Here is a 26050-nt window from a genome sequence, read left to right on the forward strand (position 1 = left end):
CGCAGCGGAGGTGGGAGACCTGCCCGATCGCCGCGACGGCGCCCGGGGACCGTGGCCGGGCGGGCGGGGCTGCGCCAGGATGTCCGGGGGTTGTGCCAGGCTGTCCGGGTGACCGACAGCCGCCCCCTGCTTCTCGTCGACGCCCCGAGCCTCTACTTCCGGGCCTACTTCGGCATCCCGGAGTCGGCCGCGAAGGCACCGGACGGCAGCCCGGTGAACGCCGTCCGGGGCTTCCTGGACATGCTGGCGACCCTGATCCGCACCCGCCGGCCGGACCGGCTGGTCTGCGCGCTGGACTACGACTGGCGCCCGGCCTGGCGGGTGGCGCTGCTGCCGTCGTACAAGGCGCACCGGGTGGCACCGGAGGGCGGCGAGGTGGTGCCGGACACCCTCTCCCCGCAGGTGCCGCTGATCCTCGAACTGCTCGCCGCGATCGGCATCCCGGCGATCGGGGTGGACGGCTACGAGGCCGACGACGTGCTCGGCACGCTCGCCGCGACGGCACCGGCACCCGTGGAGGTGGTCTCCGGCGACCGGGACCTGTTCCAGCTGGTCGACGACAGCCGTCCGGTCCGGCTGCTCTACTGCGGGCGGGGCGTGGCGAAACTGGAGGACTGCGACGACGCCGCCGTGCGGGCGAAGTACGGCGTGCCGGCCGCCGGTTACGCCGACTTCGCCGCGCTGCGCGGCGACCCGAGTGACGGCCTGCCCGGAGTGGCCGGGGTCGGTGACAAGACAGCGGCCCGGCTCGTCGAGCGGTACGGCAACCTGGACGCCATCCTCACCGCGCTGGACGACCCCTCCGCCGGCTTCGCCCCCGGGCTGCGGACCAAGCTGAACGCCGCCCGGGACTACCTCGCGGTCGCGCCGACGGTGGTCCGGGTGGCGCTGGACGTGCCACTGCCGCCGCTCTCCCCCACCCTGCCGAGCGCGCCGGTCGACACCGACAGGCTGCTCGCGCTCGCCGGGCAGTGGAACCTCGCCGGGCCGTGCCGCCGGCTGGTGGACGCCCTCGCCGGCAACACCGTGCCCGCCTGAGCTGCCCCGCACGGTTCGACAACCTCGGCGGGGACCGCCCGCGCCAACAGTTCTCCGGCCCGACAGCCGGTGGCGATCGTGTCCGTGCCGAGGATTCCGCGCGCCCCGGGCGTACTTCCCGGCGTACGCCAGGTGAGATTTCCCGGGAAATGCGCCCTGACGTTTCGCGGAATTGTCGGAGGGTACTGCCCGGCAATCCACCGGAGCGGGATGTCGCAGGTGGTGGCCGCTGTCGCGCTGATTCCCGGTAGTCGGTTCCCGGCCTTCCCCAGAAGGGACGTCACCACCCACCGGGGAGCTAAGGAGAAAGAATGAACACCGGACTGCGAATCGGACTCGCGGTGGGTTTCGGCTATTTCCTCGGTCGCCGGAAGAAGCTGCGGAGCGCTCTCGTCCTGGCCACCGCGGTGGCCGCCGGACGGGCCAGCCGTGGTCCGGGCGGCCTGCTCGAGCAGGGCCGGCAACTCCTTCAGTCGCCCCGACTGAGTGGCCTGGGCCGCCTCGGCAGCCCGCTCGTCTCGGCCGGCCGGGACGCCGCGACCGCCGCCGCCGGCAGTGGCATCGACGCCCTGAGCGGTCGGTTGCGCGGCAGCGCGGACGCCCTGCGCCGCCGCTCCCCCGCCGCCGACGGGGACACCGGCCAGCGGGAAGAGCCGGGCCGTGACCAGCCGCAGGGCACCGACCAGAGCCGGAACGAGAGCCGACGGCGGCCGGCCGGGTCGGAGCCCGAACGCGCGAACGCCGGCAGCCGGCGGGGACGGTGACCATGGCCGAGGGCGGCACGCCCGGTGGCCTCGTCGCCAGGGCCTGTGACCAGCTCGGAGGTGAGCTGCGCAACCTCGCCTCGGCGATCGGTGAGCGCGCGGTGGCGGCCGTGACCGAGAAGGTCACCGGCGCGACCGGGCGGCTCGACGAGTACGCCCGACAGGGTGGCGGCCCCGGCCTTCTCGCCGCAGCCACGGGCGCCCGGAAACTCGCCGAGGGCCAGCACCCGGTGAAGGCCATGTTCCAGGCCGGCCTGGCCGGCGGTAAGGAGAGGGTGATGTCAGCTCTCGGCAGGAGTGGCAGGGGCGGCTCGAAGCAGCTCAAGGTCACCAACATCGTCGAGTCGATCGAGGTCGGCGTACCGATCCGGGTCGCGTACGACCAGTGGACACAGTTCGGCGATTTTCCGAGCTTCATGAAGAAGGTCGAGACCGTCGACGCGGACAGCGACGAGAAGCTGACCTGGAAGGCGCAGGTCCTGTGGTCGCACCGGACCTGGGAGTCGACGATCGTCCGGCAGATCCCGGACCGGTTGATCCACTGGCGCTCGAAGGGCGAGAAGGGCTCGGTCGACGGCACCGTCAGCTTCCACGCGCTCACCCCCGACCTGACCCGCATCCTGGTCGTCCTGGAGTACCACCCGCAGGGCTTCTTCGAGCACACCGGCAACCTCTGGCGGGCCAGGGCCGGCGGGTGCGGCTGGAACTGAAGCACTTCGTCCGGCACGTGATGACGCAGACGGTCCTCGACCCGGACTCCGTCGAAGGTTGGCGCGGCGAGATCGAGGACTCCCAGGTGGTGCGGGACCACGAGGCTGCCCTGCGTGCGGAGCAGGAGGAGCGGGAGGGGCGGGAGGGGCGGGAGGGGGCGGAAGAGCGGCCGGCCGAACAGGAGCGTGCCGAGCGGCCCGGCGGCCGCCGCCGACCCGAACAGCGCCGCCGCCCCCGCGACGACGAGTACGACGACTACCCGGAGGACGAGTACGACGAGTACGAAGACGAGGAGGAACCGGAGGAAGAGGAGGAGCCGCCGCGTCGACGACGGCCGGGACGGGCCCGCCGCCCGCAGCCTCCCGAGGAGCCGGAACGTCCCCGGCCGGTCCGCCGGGTTTCCGAGCCGTCCCGGCGACCCGTGGGCCGACGCCGGCGGGAGGAACGGGGCGAATGACGGTCGCGACGGCGGATCGCGGCCGGCGGTGCGCCGAGCTGGGCGTTCCGGTCCGGAACCCGGCCGACGCGGCCCTGGCAGGGCTGGCGGGGTGCCTGTTCAGAAGGGCTGGCGGGTCCGGAAGGGCCGGCCCGGGGCGGTGCTCGGGACGGAGCGCCCCGGGGCACCCTCAGCGGGAACTCCCTGGGCACGCAGCTCGGCGGCCCGGTCGGCGGCGAGCCGCTCGGCAGCCCGGTCGGCCAGGTACGCCGAGGCGGCCCGGTCCTCCTCGGTCGGGCTGGCCAGCAGCGCGTAGAAGAGCACGAAGGCCACGAAGACCACGATCAGCATGATCGGCAGCAGCAGGTTCGCCCCGCTGGCCCCGGTCGGTGCCGGAGCGGCCGGCTGGTGGTGCACGGCCATCGCCGCCATCCCGGTGTAGTGCATGCCGCTGACCGCGCAGCCCATCACGAAGGCGGCAGCGGTCACCGCCCGGGTGGAGCGTACGGTGACGGCCAGCCAGAGCGCGGCGGTCGCCGCGACCACCGCGATCAGCACCGACGCCACCACCAGCGACGTCTGGTAGTCGATCCGGCCACGCATCCGCAGCGCCGCCATCCCCAGGTAGTGCATGGCGGCCACCCCGAGGCCGGCGAAGATGCCGCCGAGCAGGATCCGGGGCCAGGCGACCTGCCCGGAGTACACCGCCACGAACAGGCCGAGCCCGACGGTGCCGATCGCTACCAGGGCGCTGGCCACGGTGAGCGGCACGTCGTACCGGATCGGGTTGCCGGCGACGCTGAACCCGAGCATCGCGGTGAAGTGCATGGTCCAGATCGCGGTGCCGCCGATCGCCCAGGAGGCCAGGGCCAGCCACCAGACCCGGCGCCCGGGAGTATGCGCCTCGCGGACCCGGACCGCGCAGAGCAGGCCCAGGAACGAACCGAGTACGGCGAGGCCGTAGCTCAGCACGGGCGTCACCCAGCCGTACTGGAAGTGGTCGATGCTCGCCATCTCGGTGGTCTCCTCGCGCCGTCGCACGGCGGTTCCGCGCCGGGATGATGATCACTTGCGGTCGGAGCAGCCACAACGGTGCGTTCGGGCGCATCTGCCGGCCGACGGCCGTGGGAAGGGTGACCGGAAAGATCATCACCGGAGGAGTGCCGGTTGGGCTGACCGGAGCGACCGGCTGTCTGAACAGCCGACGCCGGCTCGATCAGGCGACGCCGGCTCGGGTCCACCCGATCCAGGCTCGGGTCCACCCGATTCAGGCTCGCCCGCCCGTCAGGTGGCGCCGTGGTAGGCCAGTACGCCCCGGTTGATCGTCGCCATCGCCTGCCGCGCCGTGCCGCGCAGCTCGACCGACGCGCCCGTGGAGTCCGCGACCTGCCCGAGCAGGTCCACCACCTGCCGGGCCCACCGGACGAAGTCGCCGGCCGGCATGTCGCCGTCCAGGTTGTGCCCGCTGGCCAGCACCTTCGCCAGCACCTCGCCCCGGGCCCACCGGTATACCGGCCAGACGAAGCCGAGATCCGGCTCCCGGGTCGCCTCCAGGCCCCGCGCCGCCTCGTCGGACTCCAGCTCGGCCCAGATCTTCAGGGTCTCGCCGACCGCGTCCGAGACCGGCCCCCGGGGCACCGAGGCCCGCTCGTCGGTGTCCCGGCGCGCCTCGTAGACCACCACCGAGACGGCGGCGGCCAGCTCGGCCGGGGAGAGCCCGTCCCAGACGCCGCGCCGCAGGCACTCCGCCACCAGCAGGTCCGCCTCGGTCCAGATCCGGCCGAGCATCCGCCCAGCGTCGGTGACCTCGCCGGCCTCGGAGAGGTAGCCACGGGCGGTGAGGATGCCGCAGACCCGGTCGAAGGTCCGGGTCAACGACCCGGTACGCCCGGAGACCCGCTGCCGCAGCTCGGCGGTGTCCCGCTCCAGGCGACGGCGGCGCTCCGCCCAGCGGGCGTGCTCCTCCCGGTCGGCGCAGCCGTGGCACGGATGCCGGCGCAGTTCGGCCCGGAGCTGGCTGAGCCGCTCGTCCTCGCCGGCACCACCCCGGGACCGGCCGCCGCGCCGGGCGTGCCGGTCCAGGCCGGTGCCGCTGACCGCCGCCGCCAGGTCCCGCCGGGCCGCCGGCGAGCGGTGGTTGAAGTGCTTCGGTACCCGGATCCGGGCCAGCACCTCCGCCGGGGTGGTGAAGTCGCCCGGGGTGATCCGGCCGGCCCAGCGGTCCTGGGTCAGCACCAGCGGGCGGGGCTCGCCGAAGCCGCCGACGCCGGGATCGAGCACCACCGCCAGCCCGGCCCGGCGGCCGGACGGCACCCGGATCACGTCACCGACCCGCAGCCGCTCCAGCGCGGCCAGGGTCGCCGCCCGGCGCTGCGACTGCCCCTGCCGGGCCAGCGCCTGCTCGCGGTCGGCGATCGCCAGCCGCAGCCCGAAGTACTCGTCGAAGTCGCCGTGGTGGCAGCGCACCTCGGCGCCGTACGCCTCGATGGTCTCGACGTTGCGCTGCACCTGCCGGGCCAGCCCGACCACCGAGCGGTCCGCCTGGAACTGCGCGAACGACGACTCCAGCAGCTCCCGCGCTGGCGCCGCACCCACCGACCCGACCAGGTTGACCGCCATGTTGTACGACGGCCGGAAACTCGACCGCAGCGGATAGGTGCGCGTCGACGCGAGCCCCGCCACGTGCCGGGGATCGACCTCCGGGGACCAGACCACGACGGCGTGCCCCTCGACGTCGATCCCCCGCCGGCCGGCCCGGCCGGTGAGCTGGGTGTACTCCCCCGGAGTCAGGTCGACGTGCGCCTCGCCGTTGAACTTCACCAGCCGTTCCAGCACCACGCACCGGGCCGGCATGTTGATGCCCAGCGCCAGCGTCTCGGTGGCGAAGACCGCCTTCACCAGCCCGCGCACGAACAGCTCCTCCACCACCTCCTTGAACGCCGGCAGCATCCCGGCGTGGTGGGCGGCCAGCCCGCGCTCCAGCCCGTCGAGCCACTCCCAGTAGCCGAGTACGGCGAGGTCCTCGCCGGGCACGCTGGTGATCCGGCTCTCCACCACCCGGCGGATCTCGGCCCGCTCGTCCGGGCTGGTCAGCCGCAGCCCGGCGGCCAGGCACTGCTGCACGGCCGCGTCGCAGCCGGCCCGGCTGAAGATGAACAGGATCGCCGGCAGCAGCCCCTCCCGGTCCAGCCGCTCGACGATGTCGGCGCGCAGCGGCCCGCGCCAGCGCGGCCCCCGGGGACCGCCGCGCCCCCACCCCGGCCCGTGGGTACGCCCGTCGCCGAGTTCGAGCCGGCGCAGCATCTCCCGGGTGTAGCGGAGCAGTTCCGGGTGCACGTCGTGTTTGCGGGCGGCGTCGGCGTCGTGGAACAGGTCGAACATCCGGCGGTTGACGAGCATGTGCTGCCAGAGCGGCACCGGGCGGTGTTCGCTGACCACCACCTCGGTCTCGCCGCGCACCGTGATCAGCCAGTCGGCGAACTCCTCCGCGTTGGAGACGGTGGCGGAGAGCGAGACCAGGGTCACCGACTCCGGCAGATGGATGATCACCTCTTCCCAGACCCCGCCCCGGAACCGGTCGGCGAGGTAGTGCACCTCGTCCATCACCACGTACGCCAGGCCGGTCAGGCTGGACGAGCCCGCGTAGAGCATGTTGCGCAGCACCTCGGTGGTCATCACCACCACCGGCGCGTCGCCGTTTATCGCGTTGTCGCCGGTCAGCAGCCCCACCTGCGCGGAACCGTACCGGTCCACCAGGTCGTGGTACTTCTGGTTCGACAGCGCCTTGATCGGGGTGGTGTAGAAGCACTTCCGGGGCGGTGCGTCCGGTTCCTCCCCGCCTCCGGCACGCAGGGCCAGGTGTACGGCGAACTCGCCGACGACCGTCTTGCCGGCGCCGGTCGGGGCGCAGACCAGTACCCCGCTGCCCCGCTCCAGCGCCTGGCACGCCTCCCGCTGGAAGTCGTCGAGATCGAACCCGAGTTGCTGGGCGAACTCGTCAAGCGCGGGAAACATGCTGGCCTGCGCGGCCCGGCGGCGCGCCGCGGCGTACCGCTCGGCGGGGCTCGACATGAATCCAAGATTAGTGCGTACCGGGAGGTCGCACGCCGGCAGGCCGTAGGACGGGCCCCCGGGAGCCGGTCGGTAGGGTGCACGACGTGCCGGATCATGCCGAACCGCCCAAGCCTCCTACGTCGAGCGGAACCGACGGTCCCGCCCCCGGAGCCCCGCCGCGCCGTCCGGTGGACGCGGTGCTCTTCGACTTCCACGGCACCCTGGCCCAGGTGGAGGAGCCGGTGGCCTGGGTGACGGCCGCCGCGGCCGCCTGCGGGACGACGCTCGACCGGGCCCGCGCCACAGCACTGGCCGACCGCCTGGTCACCGCCGGTCGGGCCGGCGGGCCACTGCCGAACCGGGTACCCCCGCACCTGGCCGAGGTGTGGGCGGAACGCGACCTCTACGGCCCCGCCCACCGGGCCGCCTTCGTGGGGCTGGCCGACACGGTCGACAGCGGCGTCAGCGGGCTCGCCGAGGCCCTCTACGACCGCCTCCTGGTGCCCGACGGCTGGCTCCCGTACGCCGACACCGCGGTGACCCTGCGCGCACTGCGTACCGCCGGGGTGCCGGTGGCGGTGGTCAGCAACATCGGATTCGACCTGCGGCCGCTCTTCCAGGCCTGGGAGCTTACGGAGCTGGTGGACGCCTTCGTGCTCTCCTACGAGGTCGGGCGCTGCAAGCCGGACCCGGCGATCTTCTACCGGGCCTGCGGCCTGCTCGGCGTCGACCCGGAGCGGACCCTGATGGTCGGCGACACCCCCGCCGACGCCGGGGCGGTACGCGCCGGTTGCGCGGTACTGGTCCTTCCGGCTGCCGAGCCGGGACAGGTGAACGGGCTGACCGCGGCGGTGGACCTGGCCGTCCCGAACGGCCGCTGACCGCCGACCGCCAGCCGGGCCGGGAGCGGCCCGGTCAGCGCAGCAGGCGTACGGCGCCGGGGACGGCGGTCACGGTCACCGGCAGCGGCAGCGCGCGCTCGCCGTCGGCGTACCCGACTATGCCGTCGGCGACGAGTTCGACCGTGCGGACCCGCTGGGTGTGCACCATCGGATGCTCCAGGTGGGTGCCCCGGTAGACCCGGGGCTTGATCCGGGTCAGCGTCGCCCGGCCGATCCGGCCGGCGTAGACCACGTCGAGCAGCCCGTCGGTCGGGTCGGCGGTCGGGCAGATCCGCATCCCTCCGCCGTAGCTGGGGCAGTTGCCGACCGCCACCAGCACCCCGTCCAGCTCGCGGGTCACCCCGTCCAGCCGGAGCAGGTAGCGGCGGGGCCGCAGCCGGGCCAGCTCGACCAGGATGGCGAGGTCGTAGCGGCGTGGTCCGCGCGGCCAGGACATCCGGTTGGCCCGCTCGTTGACGAGCGCGTCGAAGCCGGCCGCCAGCACCGCGCCGTACCACCGCCCGGTGCCGTCCGGGCCGGTCATCCGGGCCAGGTCCGCCGGGCGGGTCCGGCCGGCGGCGATCGCGGCGGCGATCACGTCGACCGCGCCGAGCGGGTCGGCCGGAAAGCCGGTGCCGACCGCGAAGTCGTTGCCGGTGCCCGCCGGGACCGGACCGAAGGCGACCTCGGTACCGGCCACCGCCTGGAGCGCCAGGTGGACGGTACCGTCGCCGCCGACCGTCAACAGCGCCGCGGCGCCCTCCGCGACCGCCGTCCGGCAGGCTGCGGTCGCCTCCGCGACACTGCCGGCCTCGAGCAGCCGCACCGGCCGCCCCACCGTGCCGAGCCGGTCGAGTACGGCCGGCAGCAGCCCTCGGAAGCGGCCCCGCCCGGCGGTCGGGTTGGCCAGTACCGCTAGGTGGCCGTCGCCCAGCCGGCCGGCGGCGGCAGGGCCGGAAAGGTGATCGTCGGCGGTCACGGCGAGCACCGTACCGCCTGCCCCGCCGCCGGGCGACAGGGCAGGTCGGCTCAGGTCATGTCGTCGAAGCGCCGGTCGATCGGTCGCGGCGCGGCGACCGGGTCCGGTGCGGCCAGCGGTGTCACGGCCTCGACCCGCTCACCGGCGGTCACCGGCTCCGAGGCCAGGTCGAGCGGAGAGACCTCGTCGTCGTCCAGCCCGGCGTAGATCTCCCTGCCGCGTCCCCGGCGCCGGTCGTTGAGCATCGCCACCCCGACCGCCGCGAAATAGAGCGCACAGAGGCAGAGGGCCAGCGCGGTCATCCCGAACGGGTCCGGGGTGGGCGTGACGATCGCGGCGAAGAGGAAGAAGAGGAAGACGGCGATCCGCCACCAGCCGAGCATCTTCCGGCCGCTGACCAGGCCCACGAAGTTGAGCATCAGGACGATGAGCGGGAACTCGAACGCCACCCCGAACATCAGGATCATGTTCGTGACGAAGGAGATGTACCGGGTGATCTCCAGGGTGTTGGCGACGTCCTCACCGGCCAGGCCGACCAGGAACTCGAGACCCTTGGCGACCACGAAGAACGCCAGCACCGCGCCGGCCGCGAAGAGCGGGGCGGCGAGCGCGGTGAAGATGTAGGCGTACTTGCGCTCGTGCCGGTGCAGGCCGGGGGCGATGAACGCCCAGAGCTGGTACAGCCAGATCGGCGCGGCGATGATCAGCCCGACCCAGAGCGCGATCTTGAGGTCGAGCAGGAGTACGTCCGCCGGCCCGAGCTGGGTGAACTGGCACTTGCCGTCCACGACCGAACCGTCGAGCTGACAGTACGGCTCCTGGAGCAGGCTGCGGACGTCCCGGGCCAGCCAGATGCCGAGTCCGAAGCCGACCACGATGCCCAGGGATGCCTTGAACAGCCGGTTACGCAGCTCGCGGATGTGCTCGATGAGGGTCATCGAGCCGTCGGCGGCTCGCTCGAAGTTGCTCGGGCCGCGCCGGCGCAGCAGGGCGAAGGCCACGGGTGGCTGCCCCGGTCAGTTGTCGCGGACGCGCTGCACCGGGTCGTTGACCGGGGCCGCGGGCGGCTGGTAACCGGGCTGGTGCACGCTGCTCGGGTGGACCGGGTCTCCGGGCAGCGGCTGCCGTCCCGCCTGCGCGTCGGCCTTCTCGGCCAGGTCCTTGTCGTCTTCGGAGAGGCTCTTCGTCTCCGCCTTGATGATCCGCAGCGAGCGGCCGAGTGACCGGGCCGCGTCCGGAAGCCGCTTCGCGCCGAACAGCAGGACCAGCACAGCCACGAGGACGAAGATGTGCCACGGCTTGAGGGCGCCCATGGAAGCTCCAGTTCGATGTTTGTCCAGCAAAGGGTGTGTCCTGGCCCATCGTACGTCTGTCGGGGAGGAGTGCCACCCGCCAGGCTGGTGGCTTTCCGGCCGGCGGGTGAAGTCTTGACCAACGCCGGTCATCCGTCAACCGGTTGATCGACGTCCTGAGCAGGGATCGACGGGCGCCTTCCCGGCATCTGTCGGGGCCGGGACTACTCCTCGGCGCCGCGCTTGGCGCGGATCAGCACGACCCGCTCCTGCATCGTCTCCACCTGCTGCTGCATGGTCTCGGCCCGCTCCTGCACGGCCAGCGCGACCCGCTGGAGATCCTCGGCCTGGTCCTGCCGCTGTTGCAGGCGCAACGCGGCCCGTTGCAGTCGGGGCAGCCGGGTCAGCACCCGGCGGACCGCCAGGCCCAGCACCACGAGCCCGACCACGACGGCCGCGAGCACGATCCACTTCACCACGGCGGCCAGCCTAGTGGCTTCCGGCGGTGGCCGCCGGACTGGCGCCGGGAACGGGTACACCGACCGGCTCCGGGGCAGCCGCCCGCGGTGCGCCGGCCGACGGCAGCGTGGCGTACGCGTCGAGCGCGGCGGCGGCCCGCTCGCGTACCTGTTCGGCGAGTTCCACCGGGGCGACCACCGTGACGTCCGGACCGAGCCCGAGCACCAGCCGACGGGCCCAGTCCAGGTCGGTGACCCGGAGCGAGACCAGCCACTCCCGGCCGGCCCCGTCGGCGTCGGCACTGCCCGGATCGGGCTCGACCCGCTCGCACGGGTAGTACTCGGTGATCCACCGGCTGGACCGGCCGACCCGCAGGGTCACCAGCGGCAGGTCCCCGTCGGGCCGGAAGATGCCCGCACTCACGTCGTGCAGCCGGGCCTGCGGCGGCGGCGCGGCCGGTTGGTCCAGCTCGACGAGGGCGTCGATCCGGTCGGCCCGGAACAGCCGCATCGACTCCGCGCGCCGGCACCACGCCTCCAGGTAGGCCAGCCCGCCGACCATCAGCACCCGGATCGGGTCGACGGTGCGTTCGGTCGTCTCGTCCCGGGTCGCGGCGTAGTAGGTGATCTGCAGTGCCCGGCCCCGCTGCACCGCGCCGTGCAGCGCCGCCACCCGGTCGCTGTCCCCGGGCATCCGGACCGCGACCGGCGCGTCGGCGAGTTCACCGGCGGCATTCTCGATCTTGGCGAGGGCGCGTTCGATCGCGTCCCGGTTGGCCATCCCGGGCGTCTCGGCCAGCATCCGCAGCGCCACCACCAGGGCCAGCGCCTCGTCCGGGGTGAGCCGCAGCGGGCGGTCGATCCCCGCGTCGTAGGTGATGGTGACCCGGTCGCCGTCGAAGGCCATGTCGATCAGGTCACCGGGCCCGTACCCGGGCAGGCCGCAGACCCAGAGCAGTTCCAGGTCCTCCCGGAGCTGCCGTTCGGTCACCCCGAGGTCGGCCGCCGCCTCGGACATCTCGATCCCCGGCCGGGCCAGCAGGTACGGCACCAGGTTCAGCAGTCGGGCCAGCCGGTCGGCCGAGGTCCGCGCCGCAGCGCCGGACCGTTGCGCCGGACGAGTCACGCCGGCTCCCCCCTCTGGTCAGTTCCCCCGGGGCCCCTACCCCGGTCCGCCCCGGGTCACCCCGACGCCCTGGCGGTCGCCAGCTCGTCGTGCCGGGCGGTGATTTCCTTGAGCCGCTGGATCACGGCGTCCCGGATCTCCGGCGGTTCGAGCACCCGGACATCGGGACCGTAGCCGACGAGCCTACCGGCGAGCGACTCGGCGTCGGCGTACGGCAGCACGAGGCGGTCGCCGTCGGGTCCGCTGGTCACCTCCCGGGCCCACCGGCGCAGCCCGGCCGCCCGGCCCGGTGCGACGAGCACGGTGGCCCGGCCGGAGCGTTCCACCGGACCGGACCACTTCGCGACGTGGCTGATCAGGTCGACCCCGACCGGCGGCTCGAAGGCGCCGGGCCGGCCGGTCAGCTTCACCGCACCGCCGACGATCCGGGAGAGCCGGAAGCAGCGGGGCGCGTCCCGGTCCAGGTCGTGACCGACGACGTACCACCGGGCCCGCCAGCAGACCACGCCCCAGGGTTGCAGGCGGCGGCTGGTGGGCGCGTCGCCGTCGGGTACCCGGTAGTCGAAGCCGACCGTGCGCCGCTCCCGGGCCGCGACGGTCAGCGGCCCGAACGCCGGGTCGACGGTGACCACCGGCTCCACCCCGAGGGTGGCCTGCGGGTCGACGTCGACCCCGGCGGCCCGCAGCTTGGCCAGCCCGGACGAGGCCGCCGCGGCGAGCCCGGCGTGCCGCCAGAGCCGGGCGGCGATGCCCACCGCGGCAGCTTCGTCGGGCTCCAGCGGGATGTCCGGCAGCGCGTACTCCCGGTGCGCGATCCGGTAGCCCGGCTCCGCGTCGAAGGCGCTGGCCGTGCCCGTCTCCAGCGGCACGCCCAGCTCACGCAGCTCGGCCTTGTCCCGCTCGAACTTGCGCTGGAAGGCCTCGTGGTCCCGGGGATCGTCCGGATCGTGCTCGTAGCCGGGCACGGTCGCGGCGATCTGGGCGGCGGTCAGGAACCGCCGGGTGGAGAGCAGACAGATCACCAGGTTGACCAGGCGTTCGGTACGGGTCCGCGACACGACACAGACGCTAGCAGTGTCGGATCAAGAACCGGGTACCCGCACGGCACCGCGTACCGGTTCGACCCGGACGCTCCGGACACCGGCGGCCGGGCCGTCCGCCGCCGCTGCCGTCGGCCGGCTCCTAGGCTGGCGGCATGACCGATCGGGGCGGCAGCTCGGAGAGCGTCCTCACCGTCGTGGTGGCCGGGGTGGCGAACCTCGCCATCGCGCTCGCCAAGGTGGTCGCCGGGGTGATCTCCGGTTCGGCCGCGATGCTCTCCGAGGGCGCCCACTCGATCGCCGACACCACCACCGAGGTGCTGCTCTACACGGCGCTGCGCCGGGGCGCCCGACCCGCCGACGTCCGGCACCCGTTCGGCTACGGCAAGGAGAGCTACGTCTGGGCGTTCATCGCCGCGGTCTTCACCTTCGTGGTCGGCGCCGGCTTCTCGATCACGCACGGCGTCAACACGATCCGGCACGGCGAGCACACCGGCGAGTTCCTGGTCTCCTACGTGGTGCTGGCGATCTCGTTCCTGATCGAGACGGTCTCGCTGAGCCGGGCGGTCCGGCAGATCCGCCGGCAGTCCCGGCAACGGCGGATCAGCCCGGCCCGGTTCCTGCGGAACACCGCGGACACCACCGTCAAGGCGGTCTTCCTGGAGGACACCGCCGCGCTGGTCGGGATCTCGCTGGCCGCCGCCGGGCTGACCCTGTCGCACCTCACCGGCACCGAGTTCTGGGACGGGCTGGCCTCGATCATGATCGGGCTGCTGCTGCTGGTCGTCGCCACCATCCTGGCCCGGAGCAACATCTCGCTGCTGGTCGGCCGGGCCGTGCCGCCGCCGATGCACGACGAGATCCGCCGGCAGCTCGGCACGCTGCCGGCGGTGGACCGGGTGGAGACCCTGCTCACCATGCACCTGGGTCCGGACGACGTCATGGTCGCCGCGAAGGTCGACTTCCGGGACGAGACGACCGGGGCCGAGATCGAGGCCGACGCCGAGGAGGCCGAACGCCGGCTGGTCGCCCGCTTCCCGCAGATCCGGTACGTCTTCCTCGACCCGACCCGGAGCCGCAGGCCGTAGCCGGTTACCCTGCCGGCCATGGTGCGATGGCGGTCCGGCACGGTCACGGCGGTCCGGCGACGCTGGCACGGTGCCGTCGAACTCGACGTCCGGCAGGCCGACGGTGCGCCGGTACGTGCCCTTGCGTACCCGGAACTGGTCGGTGACCCCGAGCCGGGCGACCGGGTGCTGCTGAACGTCGGCGCGCTGCTGATGGGTCTCGGAACCGGCGGGTACGCCCTGGTGGTGGCGCTGCCGGACCGGCTGCCGGCGGACCCGCCCGAGACGGTCGACACCCGGGACGCCGGGCACCTGGTCAAGGCCCGCTACACGCCGCTGCAACCGATCCTGCTCGGCGTCGACGAGGAGGCGTCCCCGCACCGGGCCGCGCTCGTCGACGCCGACGACCTCGGCGGGCTGCCGGTGGTCACCGCCGACCTGCACTCCGCGCTGCCGGCGATCGTGGCCGGGATCCGGGCCGACGCGCCGGACGCCCGGATCGGCTACCTGATGACCGACGGGGGTGCCCTGCCGGCCTGGTTCTCCCGGACCCTCGACGGGCTGGCCGGGCAGCTCGCCGGGACGGTCACCGTGGGACAGGCGTTCGGCGGCGACCTGGAGGCGACGAACCTGCACAGCGGGCTGCTCGCCGCCCGGCACGTGCTCCGGGCCGACGTGGCGGTCGTCGCGCAGGGGCCGGGGAACCTGGGCACCGGTACCCGGTGGGGCTTCTCCGGGGTCGCCGTCGGCGAGGCGGTCAACGCGGTCGCCGCCCTCGGCGGCCGTCCGGTCGGCTCGCTGCGGATCTCCGGTGCCGACCCTCGGGACCGGCACCGGGGGTTGTCGCACCACAGCCTGACCGCCTACGGCAGGGTGGCGCTGGCCGCCGCCGACCTGGTCCTCCCGGCCGAGCTGCCGGCGGAGCTGGCCGCGCTCGTCGAACCGGCGCTGGCCGGTCTGGTCGGGCGGCACCGGCTCGTCCGGGTGCCGGTGCACGGGCTCGACGAGGCGCTGCGGGCCAGCCCGGTCCGATTGTCGACGATGGGCCGGGGGCTGGCCGAGGAGCACGCCTACTTCCTGGCCGCGGCCGCCGCCGGCCGGTACGCCGCCGGGCTGCGCTGAGCCTGCCCCCGTCGCGCCCGGCCGGTGCCCGACCTGCCGCGCCCGGCCGGCCGGCGGTCAGCTCAGGAAGACAAGCGCCAGCCAGCCGGCCACGACCAGGACGAGCACCAGCGTGAGCACCCAGGTGGGCACGGTGTACTCGCCCCGGCGGTTACGCTCGATCTCCTCCCGGATCTTCGCCCGCCGCCGCTCGTACCGGTTCTGCCGGATCGACTCGGGGCGGCGGTGCTCGTCGTCGTGGCGACCCTCTGGATGCGTCATAGCGGCGCCCAGCCTAACCGTCCGGCCTCACATACTGGCGATCAGCCGCTCGACCCGCTCGTCGTACGCCCGGAACGGGTCCTTGCAGAGCACCGTGCGCTGGGCCTGGTCGTTCAGCTTCAGGTGCACCCAGTCGACGGTGAAGTCCCGGCGCTTCTCCTGGGCGTGCCGGATGAACTCGCCGCGCAGCCGGGCCCGGGTGGTCTGCGGCGGGGTCTCCTTCGCCTCGAAGATCTCCGGGTCGGTGGCGATCCGGTCCACCTGCTTGCGCCGCTCCAGCAGCCCGTAGAGGCCGCGTCCCCGGCGCAGGTCGTGGTAGGCGAGGTCCATCTGGGCGATCCTCGGGTGCGACAGCGGCAGGTCGTTCTTGCGCTGGTAGCGCTCGATGAGCTGGAGCTTGGTCACCCAGTCGATCTCCCGGGAGACCGGGTCCAGGTTGCCGGTCTCGACCGCGCGCAGCACCCGTCCCCAGAGCTCGACCACCCGCTTGGCGGTCTGGTCCCCGCCCCGCCGCTCGACGAACTCGGTTGCCTTGGCCAGGTATTCCTGCTGGATCTCCAGCGCGCTTATCTCCTTGTTCGAGGCGAGCCGGACCTTGCGCCGGCCGGTGACGTCGTGCGACACCTCCCGGATCGCCCGGATCGGGTTCTCCAGCGACAGGTCCCGCATCACCACCCCGGCCTCGATCATCCGCAGCACGATGTCCGCGCTGCCGACCTTGAGCAGGGTGGTCACCTCGTTCATGTTGGAGTCGCCGACGATGACGTGCAGCCGCCGGTAGCGCTCGGCGTCGGCGTGCGGCTCGTCCCGGGTGTTGATGATCGGCCGGCTCCGGGTGGTCGCCGAGGAGACGCCCTCCCAGATGTGCTCGGCCCGCTGGGAGAGGCAGTAGACGGCACCGCGCGGGGTCTGCAACACCTTGCCGGCGCCGCAGATGAGCTGCCGGGTCACCAGGAACGGGATCAGCACGTCGGCCAGCCGGCCGAACTCCCCGTGCCGGGAGACCAGGTAGTTCTCGTGGCACCCGTACGAGTTGCCGGCCGAGTCGGTGTTGTTCTTGAACAGGTAGATCTCGCCCGCGATGCCCTCGTCGTGCAGCCGCTTCTCCGCGTCGACGAGCAGACCCTCCAGGATCCGCTCGCCGGCCCGGTCGTGGGCCACCAGGTCGGCGACCGAGTCGCACTCGGGGGTGGCGTACTCGGGGTGGGATCCGACGTCGAGGTAGAGCCGGGCGCCGTTGCGCAGGAACACGTTGCTCGAGCGCCCCCAGGAGACCACCCGGCGGAAGAGGTAACGGGCGACCTCGTCCGGGGACAGCCGCCGTTGGCCGCGGTAGGTGCAGGTGACACCGTACTCGGTTTCAAGGCCGAAGATTCGCCGCTCCATGCTTGGAGATTAGTCGCCCGGAGCCCGGGTTGGTCAGTGTCGGGGCGCGGCGATGTCCGCCGAACCGCGACGAACCCGCCGCGGCCGAACCGCAGCCGGTCAGCGGCCGGTCAGCGGCCGGGGTCGTCGAGGATGCCGTAGAGGTACTCGCCGTAGCCGCTGCGGCACAGCGGGCGGGCCAGGTCGCGGAGCTGGTCGTCGGAGATGAGGCCGCCGCGCCAGGCCACCTCCTCGATGCAGCCCACCTTGAGGCCCTGCCGCTCCTCCACCACCCGGACGAACTCGCCGGCCTGGACCAGCGAGGTGAAGGTGCCGGTGTCCAGCCAGGCGGTGCCCCGGTCCAGGGCGGTCACCTGGAGCCGGCCCGCCGCCAGGTAGATCTGGTTCACCGCCGTGATCTCCAACTCGCCCCGGTCGCTCGGCTTCAGCCCCCTGGCGATCTCCACCACGTCGTTGGCGTAGAAGTACAGGCCGGGGACGGCGTACCGGGATTTGGGTTTCTCCGGCTTCTCCTCGATCGAGAGTGCCCGCCCGTCCGGGTCGAACTCGACAATTCCGTAGCCCTCGCAGTTCGCCACCGGATAGGCGAAGATCCGGCCGCCCTCCGGGTTGCCGTTGCGGGCCAGGCTCCGCCCCAGCCCGGTGCCGTAGAAGATGTTGTCGCCGAGGATCAGCGCGACCGGCTCGCCGGCCAGAAACTCCTCGCCGAGAAGGAACGCCTGTGCGATTCCGTCCGGGGACGGCTGGACGGCGTACTCCAGCCGGAGTCCCCACTGCGAGCCGTCCCGCAGCAGTTGCCGGAACTGCGTCTGGTCGCCCGGAGTGGTGATGATGAGGATTTCCCGTATTCCCGCCATGACCAACGTGGACAGCGGGTAATAGATCATCGGTTTGTCGAAAATGGGCATTAGTTGTTTCGAGACCGCCTGGGTGATCGGCCACAGCCGCGAACCGGTGCCGCCGGCCAGCAGGATTCCGCGCATTCGCGCAGGTTACCGGGGGCGGCCGGGACCTGGAGTCAATTGACTGACACTCGCCTCACCGACACTCGCCGTTGCGGGCGTACCGGGCGGGCGGCGCGTAGACTTTCCGATTCATGAGGATTCTCGTGACCGGTGGAGCCGGATTCATCGGATCTGAATACGTGCGTATGCTGCTGACCGGCACCGGTCCCCGGCTCGCGCCGAGCGCGGTCACCGTGCTCGACAAGCTCACCTACTCCGGAAACCTCGCCAATCTCGACCCGGTACGCACCGATCCCCGACTGCGGGTGGTGGTCGGGGACATCTGCGATCCGGCCGTCGTCGACGAGGTGACCCCGGGGCACGACGTGGTCGTGCACTTCGCGGCCGAGTCGCACGTCGACCGTTCCATCCACCGGGCGGCGCCGTTCGTCACCACGAACGTGCTCGGCACGCAGACCCTGCTGGAGGCGGCGCTGCGGCACCGTACCGGCCGGTTCGTGCACGTCTCCACCGACGAGGTCTACGGCTCGATCGAGCAGGGCTCCTGGACCGAGACGACGCCGCTGGCGCCGAACTCGCCGTACTCGGCCGCCAAGGCCGGCTCCGACCTGCTGGCCCTGGCCTACCACCGCACCTACGGGATGGACGTGGTGCTGACCCGCTGCTCGAACAACTACGGGCCGTACCAGTTCCCGGAGAAGATGGTCCCGCTCTTCGTCACCAACCTGCTCGACGGCGGCACCGTGCCGCTCTACGGCGACGGCGGCAACGTCCGGGACTGGCTGCACGTGCACGACCACTGTGTCGGGGTCGCCCTGGTGCAGGACAAGGGGCGGCCGGGCGAGGTCTACCACATCGGCGGCGGCACCGAACTCAGCAATCGCGAACTGACCGGCCGGCTGCTCGCCGCCTGCGGCACCGGCTGGGACCGGGTCCGGCCGGTCGCCGACCGGATGGGCCACGACCGCCGCTACTCGCTGGACATCACCAAGATCAGCGAAGAACTCGGGTACGCCCCCAGCGTCGACCTCGACCGCGGACTCGCCGAGACCGTCGCCTGGTACCGGGAGAACCGGCACTGGTGGGCACCGCTCAAGGCGCGGATGAGCGACACGGAGATCGGCCGGTGAACGGCGCGCGTCGCCACCGGCGAGCGGACCGGGGGCCGTGGCGGTGTCGTGCGGCGGGGTCCGGGAAGGGCTGCCCCGGGTCGGCGGTGCCGTGACCGGCCGATGCGGTGCCGAGCCGCCGGCCTGGCTGGTCACCGGGGCCGGCGGAATGCTCGGCCGGGACCTGGTGGCGGTGCTCTCCGCCCGGCATCCGGGCCGGGTCACCGCCGCGACCCGGGCGCAGCTCGACCTGACCGACCCGGCGGCGGTCCGGTCGGCGGTGACCGGGCACCAGATCGTGGTCAACGCGGCCGGCTGGACCGATGTGGACGGGGCGGAGCGGCACGAGGCGGCGGCCACCGAGGTCAACGGCGCCGGGCCGGCGAACCTGGCGGCTGCCTGCGCGCAGACGGGCGCCCGGCTGCTGCACGTCTCCACCGACTACGTCTTCGCCGGGGACGCCGACCGGCCCTATCCGGAGGACGCACCGACCGCACCGGTGAACGCCTACGGGCGCAGCAAGCTGGCCGGCGAACTCGCCGTGGCCCGACTGCTGCCCCGGACCGGCTACCTGGTACGCACCGCCTGGCTGTACGGCGCACACGGCCCCAACTTCGTCAGCACGATGCTCCGGCTGGCGGCCGATCGTACGCACCTCGACGTGGTCGACGACCAGCTCGGCCAGCCCACCTGGTCGTACGCGCTCGCGGAGCGGCTGGCCGAGCTCGGTGCCGCCGCACTCCGGAACGCCGCCCCGGCCGGGGTCTACCACGGCACGGCGAGCGGCCGGACGAGCTGGTACGGCCTGGCCAGGGAGGTCTTCGCCCGGACCGGGCTCGACCCGGAACGGATCCGCCGTACCGGCAGTGACCGGTTCCCCCGGCCCGCTCGCCGCCCCGGCTACAGCGTGCTCGGGCACGACGGCTGGTCCCGGGCCGGGCTGGCTCCGATGGCGCACTGGCGGACGATGCTCGCCGAGGCGCTGCGCCCGGACGGCACCCTGGCCGACACCCGCCGGTCGGCCGCACCGGCCCAGCCGTCACCGGCGACCAACCCTGACGACGACCGGCTCCGCACGTCGCCGCGGTGACGCGACGAGGTGCACCGGCAACTCGGGTTCCACCCGGCCGGCCGGATGCTGCCGACCGCCGGAGATGCTACTCCGGCTTCTCGTCACCCCCGCTGGGCTTGGCGCGGCCGGACCTGCCGCCGCCAGCCGGCTTCGCCTTGCCCTCCAGGTCCGCGGAGCCGGCGGACTCGGCCGGCTTGTCCGGGCCGGGCGCCGGGGCCTTCGGCTCGGCCGGCGGCCCCTCGGCGCCGTCCGCCTCGGCCGGTGCGCCGTTCAGCAGCGAGGCGAGCGCGGCGCCGGTGATCCGCCGGAAGGTACGCCCGACCCGCCGCCGGTCCAGGATGGCCACCTCGAGCTGGCTGGCGGCGATGGTCCGGGGCGCTCCGCCCTCGCCACCGACGCCGCCCAGCGCCCGGACCGCGAGCCGGACCGCCGCGTCCAGCGACATGTCCGGCTGGTGCTCCTCGCGCAGTGCCCCGGTGACCGCCTCGGCCTGCCCACCCATCGCCATCCGGCCAGGCTCGTCGTTGACCGAACCGTCGTAGGTGATCCGGTAGAGCTCGTCCGCCTCCGGCGTGCTGCCCACCTCGGCGACGCAGATCTCCACCTCGAAGGGCTTGGACTGCTCGGTGAAGATCGCCCCGAGGGTCTGGGCGTACGCGTTCGCCAGCGCCCGGCCGGTGACGTCGCGCCGGTCGAAGCTGAGCCCGATCGCGTCCGCCATCCGGACCCCGGCGCGCCGCAGGTTCTCGAACTCGTTGTACCGGCCGACGGCGGCGAAGGCGACCCGGTCGTAGATCTCGCTTACCTTGTGCAGGGCGCTGGAGAGGTTCTCCGCCACGAAGAGCACCCCGCCGGAGTAGCTGAGCGTCACGGCGCTCCGGCCGCGCGCGATTCCCTTGCGGGCCAGCTCCGAGCGGTCGCGCATGATCTGCTCGGGTGAGGCGTAGAACTGCATGGCCACGGCGGCGGTTCTCCTGTCCGGTTCAGCTGCGACGGCGGGTTGCGGGTGCTGCGGGGCGACTCAGCCGCCCGGGTTCTCCATCCGGGCGGCGACCACCGCTTCGGCGACCTCGGCCGCCTCGGCGTCGGAGAGCCGGTTGGTGCCCTCGGCGGTGGCCGTCATCACCACCGGATAGATCCGGCGGCTCAGGTCGGGGCCGCCGGTGGCGCTGTCGTCGTCGGCGGCGTCGTAGAGCGCCTCGACGGCGATCCGGATCGCGTCGGGGGTGCTCAACCCGGGACGGTACCGCTTCTTCAGGGCCGCCTTGGCGAAGAGCGAGCCGGAGCCGATGCCGTCGTAGCCGGTCTCCTCGTAGGGTCCGCCGGCCACGTCGAAGCTGAAGATCCGACCGGCCTTGTCCGGGTCGCTGGCGGAGAGGTCGAAGCCGGCGAAGAGCGGGATCACCGCGAGTCCCTGCATCGCCGCGCCGAGGTTTCCGCGGATCATCGCGGCCAGCCGGTTGGCCTTGCCGTCGAGGGAGAGCATCGCTCCCTCGATCTTCTCGTAGTGCTCCAGCTCCACCTGGAAGAGCCGGACCATCTCCAGGGCGATGCCGGCCGTGCCCGCGAAGCCGACGAGCGAGTACTCGTCGGCCGGGTGCACCTTGCGGATGTCCCGGCTGGAGATCATGTTGCCCATCGTGCCGCGCCGGTCGCCGGCCATCACCACCCCGTCGACCGTGGTCAGCGCGACGATGGTGGTGGCGTGCGGGACGAGGTCGCTGGCAGAGCCGGGCGGCAGTGGCCGGCGACCGGGCAGCAGGTCGGGGGCCGCCGTGCTCAGGAACTGGGTGAACGAGGACGTGCCCACGTTGAGGAAAACGTCCGGTAGACGCCCGGTTGGATCAAAAGCCGCTGCCACGTGCTCCCTCTCAGCTGTCTCGTCACGTCGCCCGGATCCCCCGCGTCAGCGCGGGAACCGGACGAGGTCACCGTTGCGGTTGAAGCAGAGTATCCCCCGGATCTCCCCGGTGCGATGATCGTCGCCGCCGTGTTGCGCCAGCGCCGACGAGCCGGCCGATGCGGCCGGCTCGGACCCGCGCCACGCCCGGGGATACGGCTACTGTCCGCCCTTCTGGACGTAGCCCCGGACGAACTCCTCGGCGTTCTCCTCGAGCACCGAGTCGATCTCGTCCAGCAGGTCGTCGACGTCCTCGGTGATCTCCGCGTGCCGCTCGGCGACCTCCGGGTTCGCCTCGGTCGCGACCTCGTCGACCTCCTCGTCCCGGCGTGCCTTGCCGGACTGCGACTGACCGCCGGTGTCACGGGTAGCCATGTGTGCTGCCTCCTCCACGATCGCCTGGGGAAAACTTACCTCGGACGGACGACGAATCCGCCGGCACCACCGCTGTCGGCGGCACCCGGCCCGGCGTCAGCCGCCGGTGATCGTCTCCAACAGGTCCTTGGCGCTCGCGCACCGGTCGAACAACGCCCCGACGTGCTTGCGGGTGCCCCGCTCGGGCTCCATCATCGGAACCCGCACCAGGGACTCCCGGCCGACGTCGAAGATGACCGAGTCCCAGCTCGCCGCCACCACCTCGGAGGCGTACTGGGCGAGGCAGCGGCCCCGGAAGTAGGCCCGGGTGTCCTCCGGCGGCTCGGTCATCGCCGACCGGGTCGACTCCTCGGGCAGCAGCGTCGCCATCGAACCCCGGCTGACCAGCCGGTGGTAGAGGCCCTTCTCCGGACGTACGTCGGAGTACTGCAGGTCGACGAGTTGCAGCTTGTGCGAGGCCCAGCCGAGCTTCTCCCGCTCCCGGTAGCCCTCCAGCAGTCGCAGCTTCGCCACCCAGTCCAGCTCGCCGGCACAGAGCATCGGGTCCCGGCCGAGCCGGTCGAGTACGCCCTCCCAGCGGTCGAGCACGTCGGCGGTGTCGGGGTCGACGTCGTCGCCGTACCGGTCGTCCACAAAGGAGCGGACCCGCTCGAAGTACGCCCACTGGAGGTCGAGTGCGGTCAGCCGGCGTCCGTCGCGCAGCCGGATCCGGTGCGACAGCGACGGGTCGTGACTGACCGCCTTCAGCTCGCCCACCGGGTCGGCGATGGCCAGGTCCGGGCTGAGTGCCTTCTCCTCGATCATGGTGAGCACCAGGGCTGTGGTGCCGACCTTGAGGTAGGTGGAGATCTCCGACAGGTTGGCGTCGCCGATGATGACGTGCAGCCGGCGGTACTTGTCGGCGTCCGCGTGCGGCTCGTCCCGGGTGTTGATGATCGGCCGCTTCAGCGTCGTCTCCAAGCCCACCTCGACCTCGAAGAAGTCGGCCCGCTGGGAGATCTGGAAACCGGGCTGCGAACCGTCCTGCCCGATGCCGACCCGGCCGGCGCCGCAGACGATCTGCCGGGTCACGAAGAACGGCGTCAGGTACGCCACGATGTCGGCGAACGGGGTCTGCCGGCGCATCAGGTAGTTCTCGTGCGCGCCGTAGCTGGCGCCCTTGTTGTCGGTGTTGTTCTTGTAGAGGTGGATCGGGTGGGTGCCCGGGATGGTGGCGGCCCGCCGGGACGCCTCGGCCATCACCCGCTCGCCGGCCTTGTCCCAGCGGACCAGGTCCAGCGGGTTGGTCACCTCGGGCGTCGAGTACTCCGGGTGGGCGTGGTCGACGTAGAGCCGGGCGCCGTTGGTCAGTATCACGTTGGCCAGCCCGAGGTCCTCGTCGGCCAGCGCCTCCGCCGGGTCGTAGGCGGCACCGGAGTAGGTGAAGCCGCGGGCGTCCCGCAGCGGGGACTCCTCCTCGTAGTCCCAGCGCGCCCGACCGCCCCGGGCCAGCTCGGGCCGGGCGCCGTAGGCGTTCACCACCTGCGAGGAGGTCACCATCGGGTTGGCTCCGGCCTGGCCGGGCACGGAGATGCCGTACTCCACTTCGGTGCCCATGATCCGCCGTACGCTCATGCCGGCACACCCGCCCTGAGCCTGCCGATTCGCTCGCTACGCTCGCTCATGCCGCCGCCTCGCTCCGCTTGCCCATGTAGTTGAGCCTAGTCCGCGTCGCCGCCGGATTGTTCGCCCGGTGTGTCGACACGGCCACGGTACGCCTTCGACGCCCGTTCGCCCCGTTCGCTACCCGTCGGTTCCGGCTCGGCCGGACAGTCCCGGACAGCACTGTGGGCGCCGCGTACGCGGCGCCCACAGGTGTCATCGGTGCGCTACAGGTACTGGCCGGTGTTGCTGGCGGTCTCGATGGACCGGCCGGCCTCCGCGCCCTTGCCGCCGGAGACGAGGGTACGGATGTAGACGATCCGCTCCCCCTTCTTGCCGGAGATCCGGGCCCAGTCGTCGGGGTTCGTGGTGTTGGGCAGGTCCTCGTTCTCCCGGAACTCGTCGACGCAGGCGTCGAGCAGGTGCTGCAACCGCAGACCCTTGCGGCCCGAGGAGAGGAACTCCTTGATCGCCATCTTCTTGCCCCGGTCGACGATGTTCTGGATCATCGCGCCGGAGTTGAAGTCCTTGAAGTAGAGGACTTCCTTGTCCCCGTTGGCGTAGGTGACCTCGAGGAAACGGTTCTCCTCGGTCTCCGAGTACATCCGCAGCACGACCGCCTCGATCATGGCGGCGACCGTGGCCTGCGGGTCGTCGCCGTGCTCGGTCAGGTCGTCCGGGTGCAACGGCAGCCCGGTGAGGATGTACTTGGAGAAGATGTCCTTGGCCGCCTCGGCGTCCGGCCGTTCGATCTTGATCTTCACGTCGAGCCGGCCGGGGCGGAGGATCGCCGGGTCGATCATGTCCTCCCGGTTGGAGGCGCCGATCACGATCACGTTCTCCAGGCCCTCGACACCGTCGATCTCGCTGAGCAGCTGCGGGACGATGGTGTTCTCGACGTCGGAGGAGACGCCCGAGCCACGGGTCCGGAAGACCGAGTCCATCTCGTCGAAGAAGACGATCACCGGAGTGCCCTCGCCGGCCTTCTCCCGCGCCCGCTGGAAGATCAGCCGGATGTGCCGCTCGGTCTCGCCGACGTACTTGTTGAGCAGCTCCGGGCCCTTGATGTTGAGGAAGAAGCTGGTGTGCTTCTCCTCGCCCCGGCGTTCGGCGATCTTCTTGGCCAGCGAGTTCGCCACCGCCTTGGCGATGAGCGTCTTGCCGCAGCCGGGCGGGCCGTAGAGCAGGATGCCCTTCGGCGGCCGGAGCTGGTGCTCCCGGAACAGGTCGGCGTGCAGGAACGGCAACTCGACCGCGTCCCGGATCTGCTCGATCTGGGCCTGCAGGCCGCCGATGTCGCCGTAGTCGACGTCCGGCACCTCCTCCAGGACCAGCTCCTCGACCTCGCTCTTCGGAATCCGCTCGTAGGCGTACGCCGAGCGGGGTTCGATCATGAGCGAGTCACCGGCCCGCAGTGGGGCGCCGATGAGCGTCTCCGCCAGGTGGACGATCCGCTCCTCGTCGGCGTGCGAGATCACCAGCGCCCGGTCGCCGGCACCGCCGGAGGGGCTGTCCAGCACCTCCTTGAGCATGACGACCTCGCCGACCCGCTCGTAGCCGAACGCGTCGACGATGTTCAACGCGTCGTTGAGCAGGACCTCCTGCCCACGACGCAGCTCTGCCACGTCGAGCGAGGGTGACACCGCCACCCGGAGCTTGCGGCCGCCGGTGAAGACGTCGACCGTACCGTCGTCGTGTCGGGCCAGGAAGACACCATAACCGCTGGGCGGTTGCGCCAGTCGGTCGATCTCCTCCTTGAGCGTGACGATCTGGGCGCGTGCCTCCTTGAGGGTGTTCACGAGCCGCTCGTTGTTCTCCGTGAGTCGAGCCAACTGCGCCTGCGTCGCCGCCAGCCGTTCCTCAAGCTGCCGGACGTGTCGAGGGCTTTCGGTCAACTTGCGCCGCACCAGAGCGAGTTCCTCTTGAAGAAACGCGACCTGGGTGGAGAGATCGTGGGCCTCCTTCTCCCACCGTGCGGCGCGCGAGTCCGCGTCGTCGCTGCGTGCCACGTCCCACCTCCCCGGGGGCTTGAACGTTCTGCCCTAACACTAACCGCTATGACGCTGATTCGGTTCCACGCAACACCCTCGTCGCTGAAGCTTGATCACTTCGTCGACCCTCGGTCGCCCGCCGCCGGCCTCCGGGCAGTAGCGCCGCGCCGGGTCGCCGGGGCCGCCACGACCGGTCCCGGGCAACCCGTTCGACCAGCTCCGGGCAGGGGCTGACCTGCGCATTCACCCGCCCGCAGACGTACGCGGGGCCGTCGGGGCGCTGCCACAGCCGTATCGGCGGGCGGTGCGGCGGACGATCTCCGGGGCGGGTCGGCGGTCCGACGCCGGAGGCGGCGTCGTGGAAGATTCGACCAGCCGGACCC

Annotated in this window: 25 protein-coding genes; 9 read left to right on the forward strand and 16 right to left on the reverse strand. The window is 72.4% G+C overall.

Annotated features, from left to right (window positions below):
* The first annotated feature begins 108 nt into the window (after positions 1 to 108).
* The 4 genes from ACN28A_RS31385 to ACN28A_RS31400 all read left to right on the forward strand — a co-directional run bounded on the left by ACN28A_RS31385 (position 109) and on the right by ACN28A_RS31400 (position 2970).
* Entirely contained in the window at positions 109 to 1038 is a 930-nt protein-coding gene (locus ACN28A_RS31385) for a 5'-3' exonuclease (RefSeq protein WP_421401421.1), read from the forward strand.
* A 311-nt stretch (positions 1039 to 1349) separates the two neighbouring features.
* Positions 1350 to 1802 carry a hypothetical protein gene (locus tag ACN28A_RS31390; RefSeq protein WP_421401423.1) on the forward strand — a complete coding sequence of 151 codons (453 nt, stop codon included), beginning with the start codon at positions 1350 to 1352 and terminating at the stop codon, positions 1800 to 1802.
* 2 nt (positions 1803 to 1804) lie between these two features.
* Positions 1805 to 2512 carry an SRPBCC family protein gene (locus ACN28A_RS31395; protein WP_421401426.1) on the forward strand — a complete coding sequence of 236 codons (708 nt, stop codon included), beginning with the start codon at positions 1805 to 1807 and terminating at the stop codon, positions 2510 to 2512.
* Positions 2497 to 2970 (forward strand): hypothetical protein, encoded by a 474-nt coding sequence (locus ACN28A_RS31400; protein ID WP_421401428.1) that lies wholly within the window; start codon positions 2497 to 2499, stop codon positions 2968 to 2970. The genes ACN28A_RS31395 and ACN28A_RS31400 overlap by 16 nt, the downstream gene beginning before the upstream one ends.
* A gap of 99 nt (positions 2971 to 3069) precedes the next feature.
* Here the strand turns inward: ACN28A_RS31400 and ACN28A_RS31405 are convergent, their stop codons facing one another.
* Positions 3070 to 3990 carry an MHYT domain-containing protein gene (locus tag ACN28A_RS31405; RefSeq protein ID WP_421401431.1) on the reverse strand — a complete coding sequence of 307 codons (921 nt, stop codon included), beginning with the start codon at positions 3988 to 3990 and terminating at the stop codon, positions 3070 to 3072.
* Between the two features lie 243 nt (positions 3991 to 4233).
* Entirely contained in the window at positions 4234 to 7020 is a 2787-nt protein-coding gene (locus tag ACN28A_RS31410) for a DEAD/DEAH box helicase (RefSeq protein ID WP_421401432.1), read from the reverse strand.
* An 86-nt stretch (positions 7021 to 7106) separates the two neighbouring features.
* Between ACN28A_RS31410 and ACN28A_RS31415 the strand changes: the two genes are divergently transcribed.
* On the forward strand, positions 7107 to 7883 hold the full coding sequence (locus ACN28A_RS31415) for an HAD family hydrolase (protein WP_421401435.1): 777 nt from the start codon (positions 7107 to 7109) through the stop codon (positions 7881 to 7883).
* A 34-nt stretch (positions 7884 to 7917) separates the two neighbouring features.
* Here ACN28A_RS31415 and ACN28A_RS31420 read toward each other — a convergent pair whose 3' ends face one another.
* From ACN28A_RS31420 to ACN28A_RS31445, 6 genes are all read right to left on the reverse strand, one after another.
* Complete coding sequence (locus ACN28A_RS31420; RefSeq protein WP_421401437.1) at positions 7918 to 8862, reverse strand: diacylglycerol kinase family protein; 945 nt, start codon at positions 8860 to 8862, stop codon at positions 7918 to 7920.
* A 50-nt stretch (positions 8863 to 8912) separates the two neighbouring features.
* Entirely contained in the window at positions 8913 to 9863 is a 951-nt protein-coding gene (tatC, locus tag ACN28A_RS31425) for a twin-arginine translocase subunit TatC (RefSeq protein ID WP_421401440.1), read from the reverse strand.
* Between the two features lie 15 nt (positions 9864 to 9878).
* Positions 9879 to 10175 carry a Sec-independent protein translocase subunit TatA gene (gene tatA, locus ACN28A_RS31430; RefSeq protein WP_421401441.1) on the reverse strand — a complete coding sequence of 99 codons (297 nt, stop codon included), beginning with the start codon at positions 10173 to 10175 and terminating at the stop codon, positions 9879 to 9881.
* 203 nt (positions 10176 to 10378) lie between these two features.
* On the reverse strand, positions 10379 to 10633 hold the full coding sequence (locus ACN28A_RS31435; RefSeq protein ID WP_421401443.1) for a hypothetical protein: 255 nt from the start codon (positions 10631 to 10633) through the stop codon (positions 10379 to 10381).
* A gap of 10 nt (positions 10634 to 10643) precedes the next feature.
* Entirely contained in the window at positions 10644 to 11738 is a 1095-nt protein-coding gene (locus ACN28A_RS31440) for a helix-turn-helix transcriptional regulator (RefSeq protein WP_421401446.1), read from the reverse strand.
* A 56-nt stretch (positions 11739 to 11794) separates the two neighbouring features.
* A complete protein-coding gene (locus ACN28A_RS31445; protein WP_421401449.1) occupies positions 11795 to 12796 on the reverse strand; it encodes a helix-turn-helix transcriptional regulator in 1002 nt (333 codons plus the stop codon).
* 137 nt (positions 12797 to 12933) lie between these two features.
* Here ACN28A_RS31445 and ACN28A_RS31450 point away from each other — a divergent pair, with 137 nt between their 5' ends.
* A complete protein-coding gene (locus ACN28A_RS31450; RefSeq protein WP_421401452.1) occupies positions 12934 to 13866 on the forward strand; it encodes a cation diffusion facilitator family transporter in 933 nt (310 codons plus the stop codon).
* A gap of 18 nt (positions 13867 to 13884) precedes the next feature.
* Positions 13885 to 14967: a DUF3866 family protein gene (locus ACN28A_RS31455; RefSeq protein ID WP_421401454.1), complete on the forward strand. Its 1083-nt coding sequence runs from the start codon at positions 13885 to 13887 to the stop codon at positions 14965 to 14967.
* 57 nt (positions 14968 to 15024) lie between these two features.
* Here ACN28A_RS31455 and ACN28A_RS31460 read toward each other — a convergent pair whose 3' ends face one another.
* The 3 genes from ACN28A_RS31460 to rfbA all read right to left on the reverse strand — a co-directional run bounded on the left by ACN28A_RS31460 (position 15025) and on the right by rfbA (position 17597).
* On the reverse strand, positions 15025 to 15228 hold the full coding sequence (locus ACN28A_RS31460) for a hypothetical protein (protein ID WP_421401456.1): 204 nt from the start codon (positions 15226 to 15228) through the stop codon (positions 15025 to 15027).
* Positions 15229 to 15255: 27 nt separating this feature from the next.
* Positions 15256 to 16614: a Pup--protein ligase gene (gene pafA, locus ACN28A_RS31465; protein WP_331215046.1), complete on the reverse strand. Its 1359-nt coding sequence runs from the start codon at positions 16612 to 16614 to the stop codon at positions 15256 to 15258.
* A gap of 110 nt (positions 16615 to 16724) precedes the next feature.
* Positions 16725 to 17597, reverse strand: coding sequence for a glucose-1-phosphate thymidylyltransferase RfbA (gene rfbA, locus ACN28A_RS31470; protein WP_421401459.1), 873 nt, complete (start codon positions 17595 to 17597; stop codon positions 16725 to 16727).
* Positions 17598 to 17710: 113 nt separating this feature from the next.
* Between rfbA and rfbB the strand changes: the two genes are divergently transcribed.
* Together rfbB and rfbD are read left to right on the forward strand one after the other, a co-directional pair.
* Positions 17711 to 18709: a dTDP-glucose 4,6-dehydratase gene (rfbB, locus tag ACN28A_RS31475; RefSeq protein WP_421401461.1), complete on the forward strand. Its 999-nt coding sequence runs from the start codon at positions 17711 to 17713 to the stop codon at positions 18707 to 18709.
* A gap of 91 nt (positions 18710 to 18800) precedes the next feature.
* A complete protein-coding gene (gene rfbD, locus ACN28A_RS31480; protein ID WP_421404739.1) occupies positions 18801 to 19778 on the forward strand; it encodes a dTDP-4-dehydrorhamnose reductase in 978 nt (325 codons plus the stop codon).
* Positions 19779 to 19845: 67 nt separating this feature from the next.
* Here rfbD and prcA read toward each other — a convergent pair whose 3' ends face one another.
* The 5 genes from prcA to arc all read right to left on the reverse strand — a co-directional run bounded on the left by prcA (position 19846) and on the right by arc (position 25685).
* A complete protein-coding gene (prcA, locus tag ACN28A_RS31485) occupies positions 19846 to 20721 on the reverse strand; it encodes a proteasome subunit alpha (protein ID WP_421401463.1) in 876 nt (291 codons plus the stop codon).
* Between the two features lie 60 nt (positions 20722 to 20781).
* Positions 20782 to 21621 carry a proteasome subunit beta gene (prcB, locus tag ACN28A_RS31490; protein WP_421401465.1) on the reverse strand — a complete coding sequence of 280 codons (840 nt, stop codon included), beginning with the start codon at positions 21619 to 21621 and terminating at the stop codon, positions 20782 to 20784.
* Between the two features lie 198 nt (positions 21622 to 21819).
* Positions 21820 to 22035 carry a ubiquitin-like protein Pup gene (locus tag ACN28A_RS31495; RefSeq protein WP_101366062.1) on the reverse strand — a complete coding sequence of 72 codons (216 nt, stop codon included), beginning with the start codon at positions 22033 to 22035 and terminating at the stop codon, positions 21820 to 21822.
* A 96-nt stretch (positions 22036 to 22131) separates the two neighbouring features.
* Positions 22132 to 23649, reverse strand: coding sequence for a depupylase/deamidase Dop (gene dop, locus ACN28A_RS31500; RefSeq protein ID WP_347404787.1), 1518 nt, complete (start codon positions 23647 to 23649; stop codon positions 22132 to 22134).
* Positions 23650 to 23903: 254 nt separating this feature from the next.
* Positions 23904 to 25685, reverse strand: coding sequence for a proteasome ATPase (gene arc / locus ACN28A_RS31505; protein ID WP_421401468.1), 1782 nt, complete (start codon positions 25683 to 25685; stop codon positions 23904 to 23906).
* Between the last annotated feature and the right edge of the window lie 365 nt (positions 25686 to 26050).

It is taken from the genome of Plantactinospora sp. WMMB782 (genome assembly GCF_049179135.1).
In the GTDB taxonomy this organism is placed as follows: Bacteria; Actinomycetota; Actinomycetes; order Mycobacteriales; family Micromonosporaceae; genus Plantactinospora.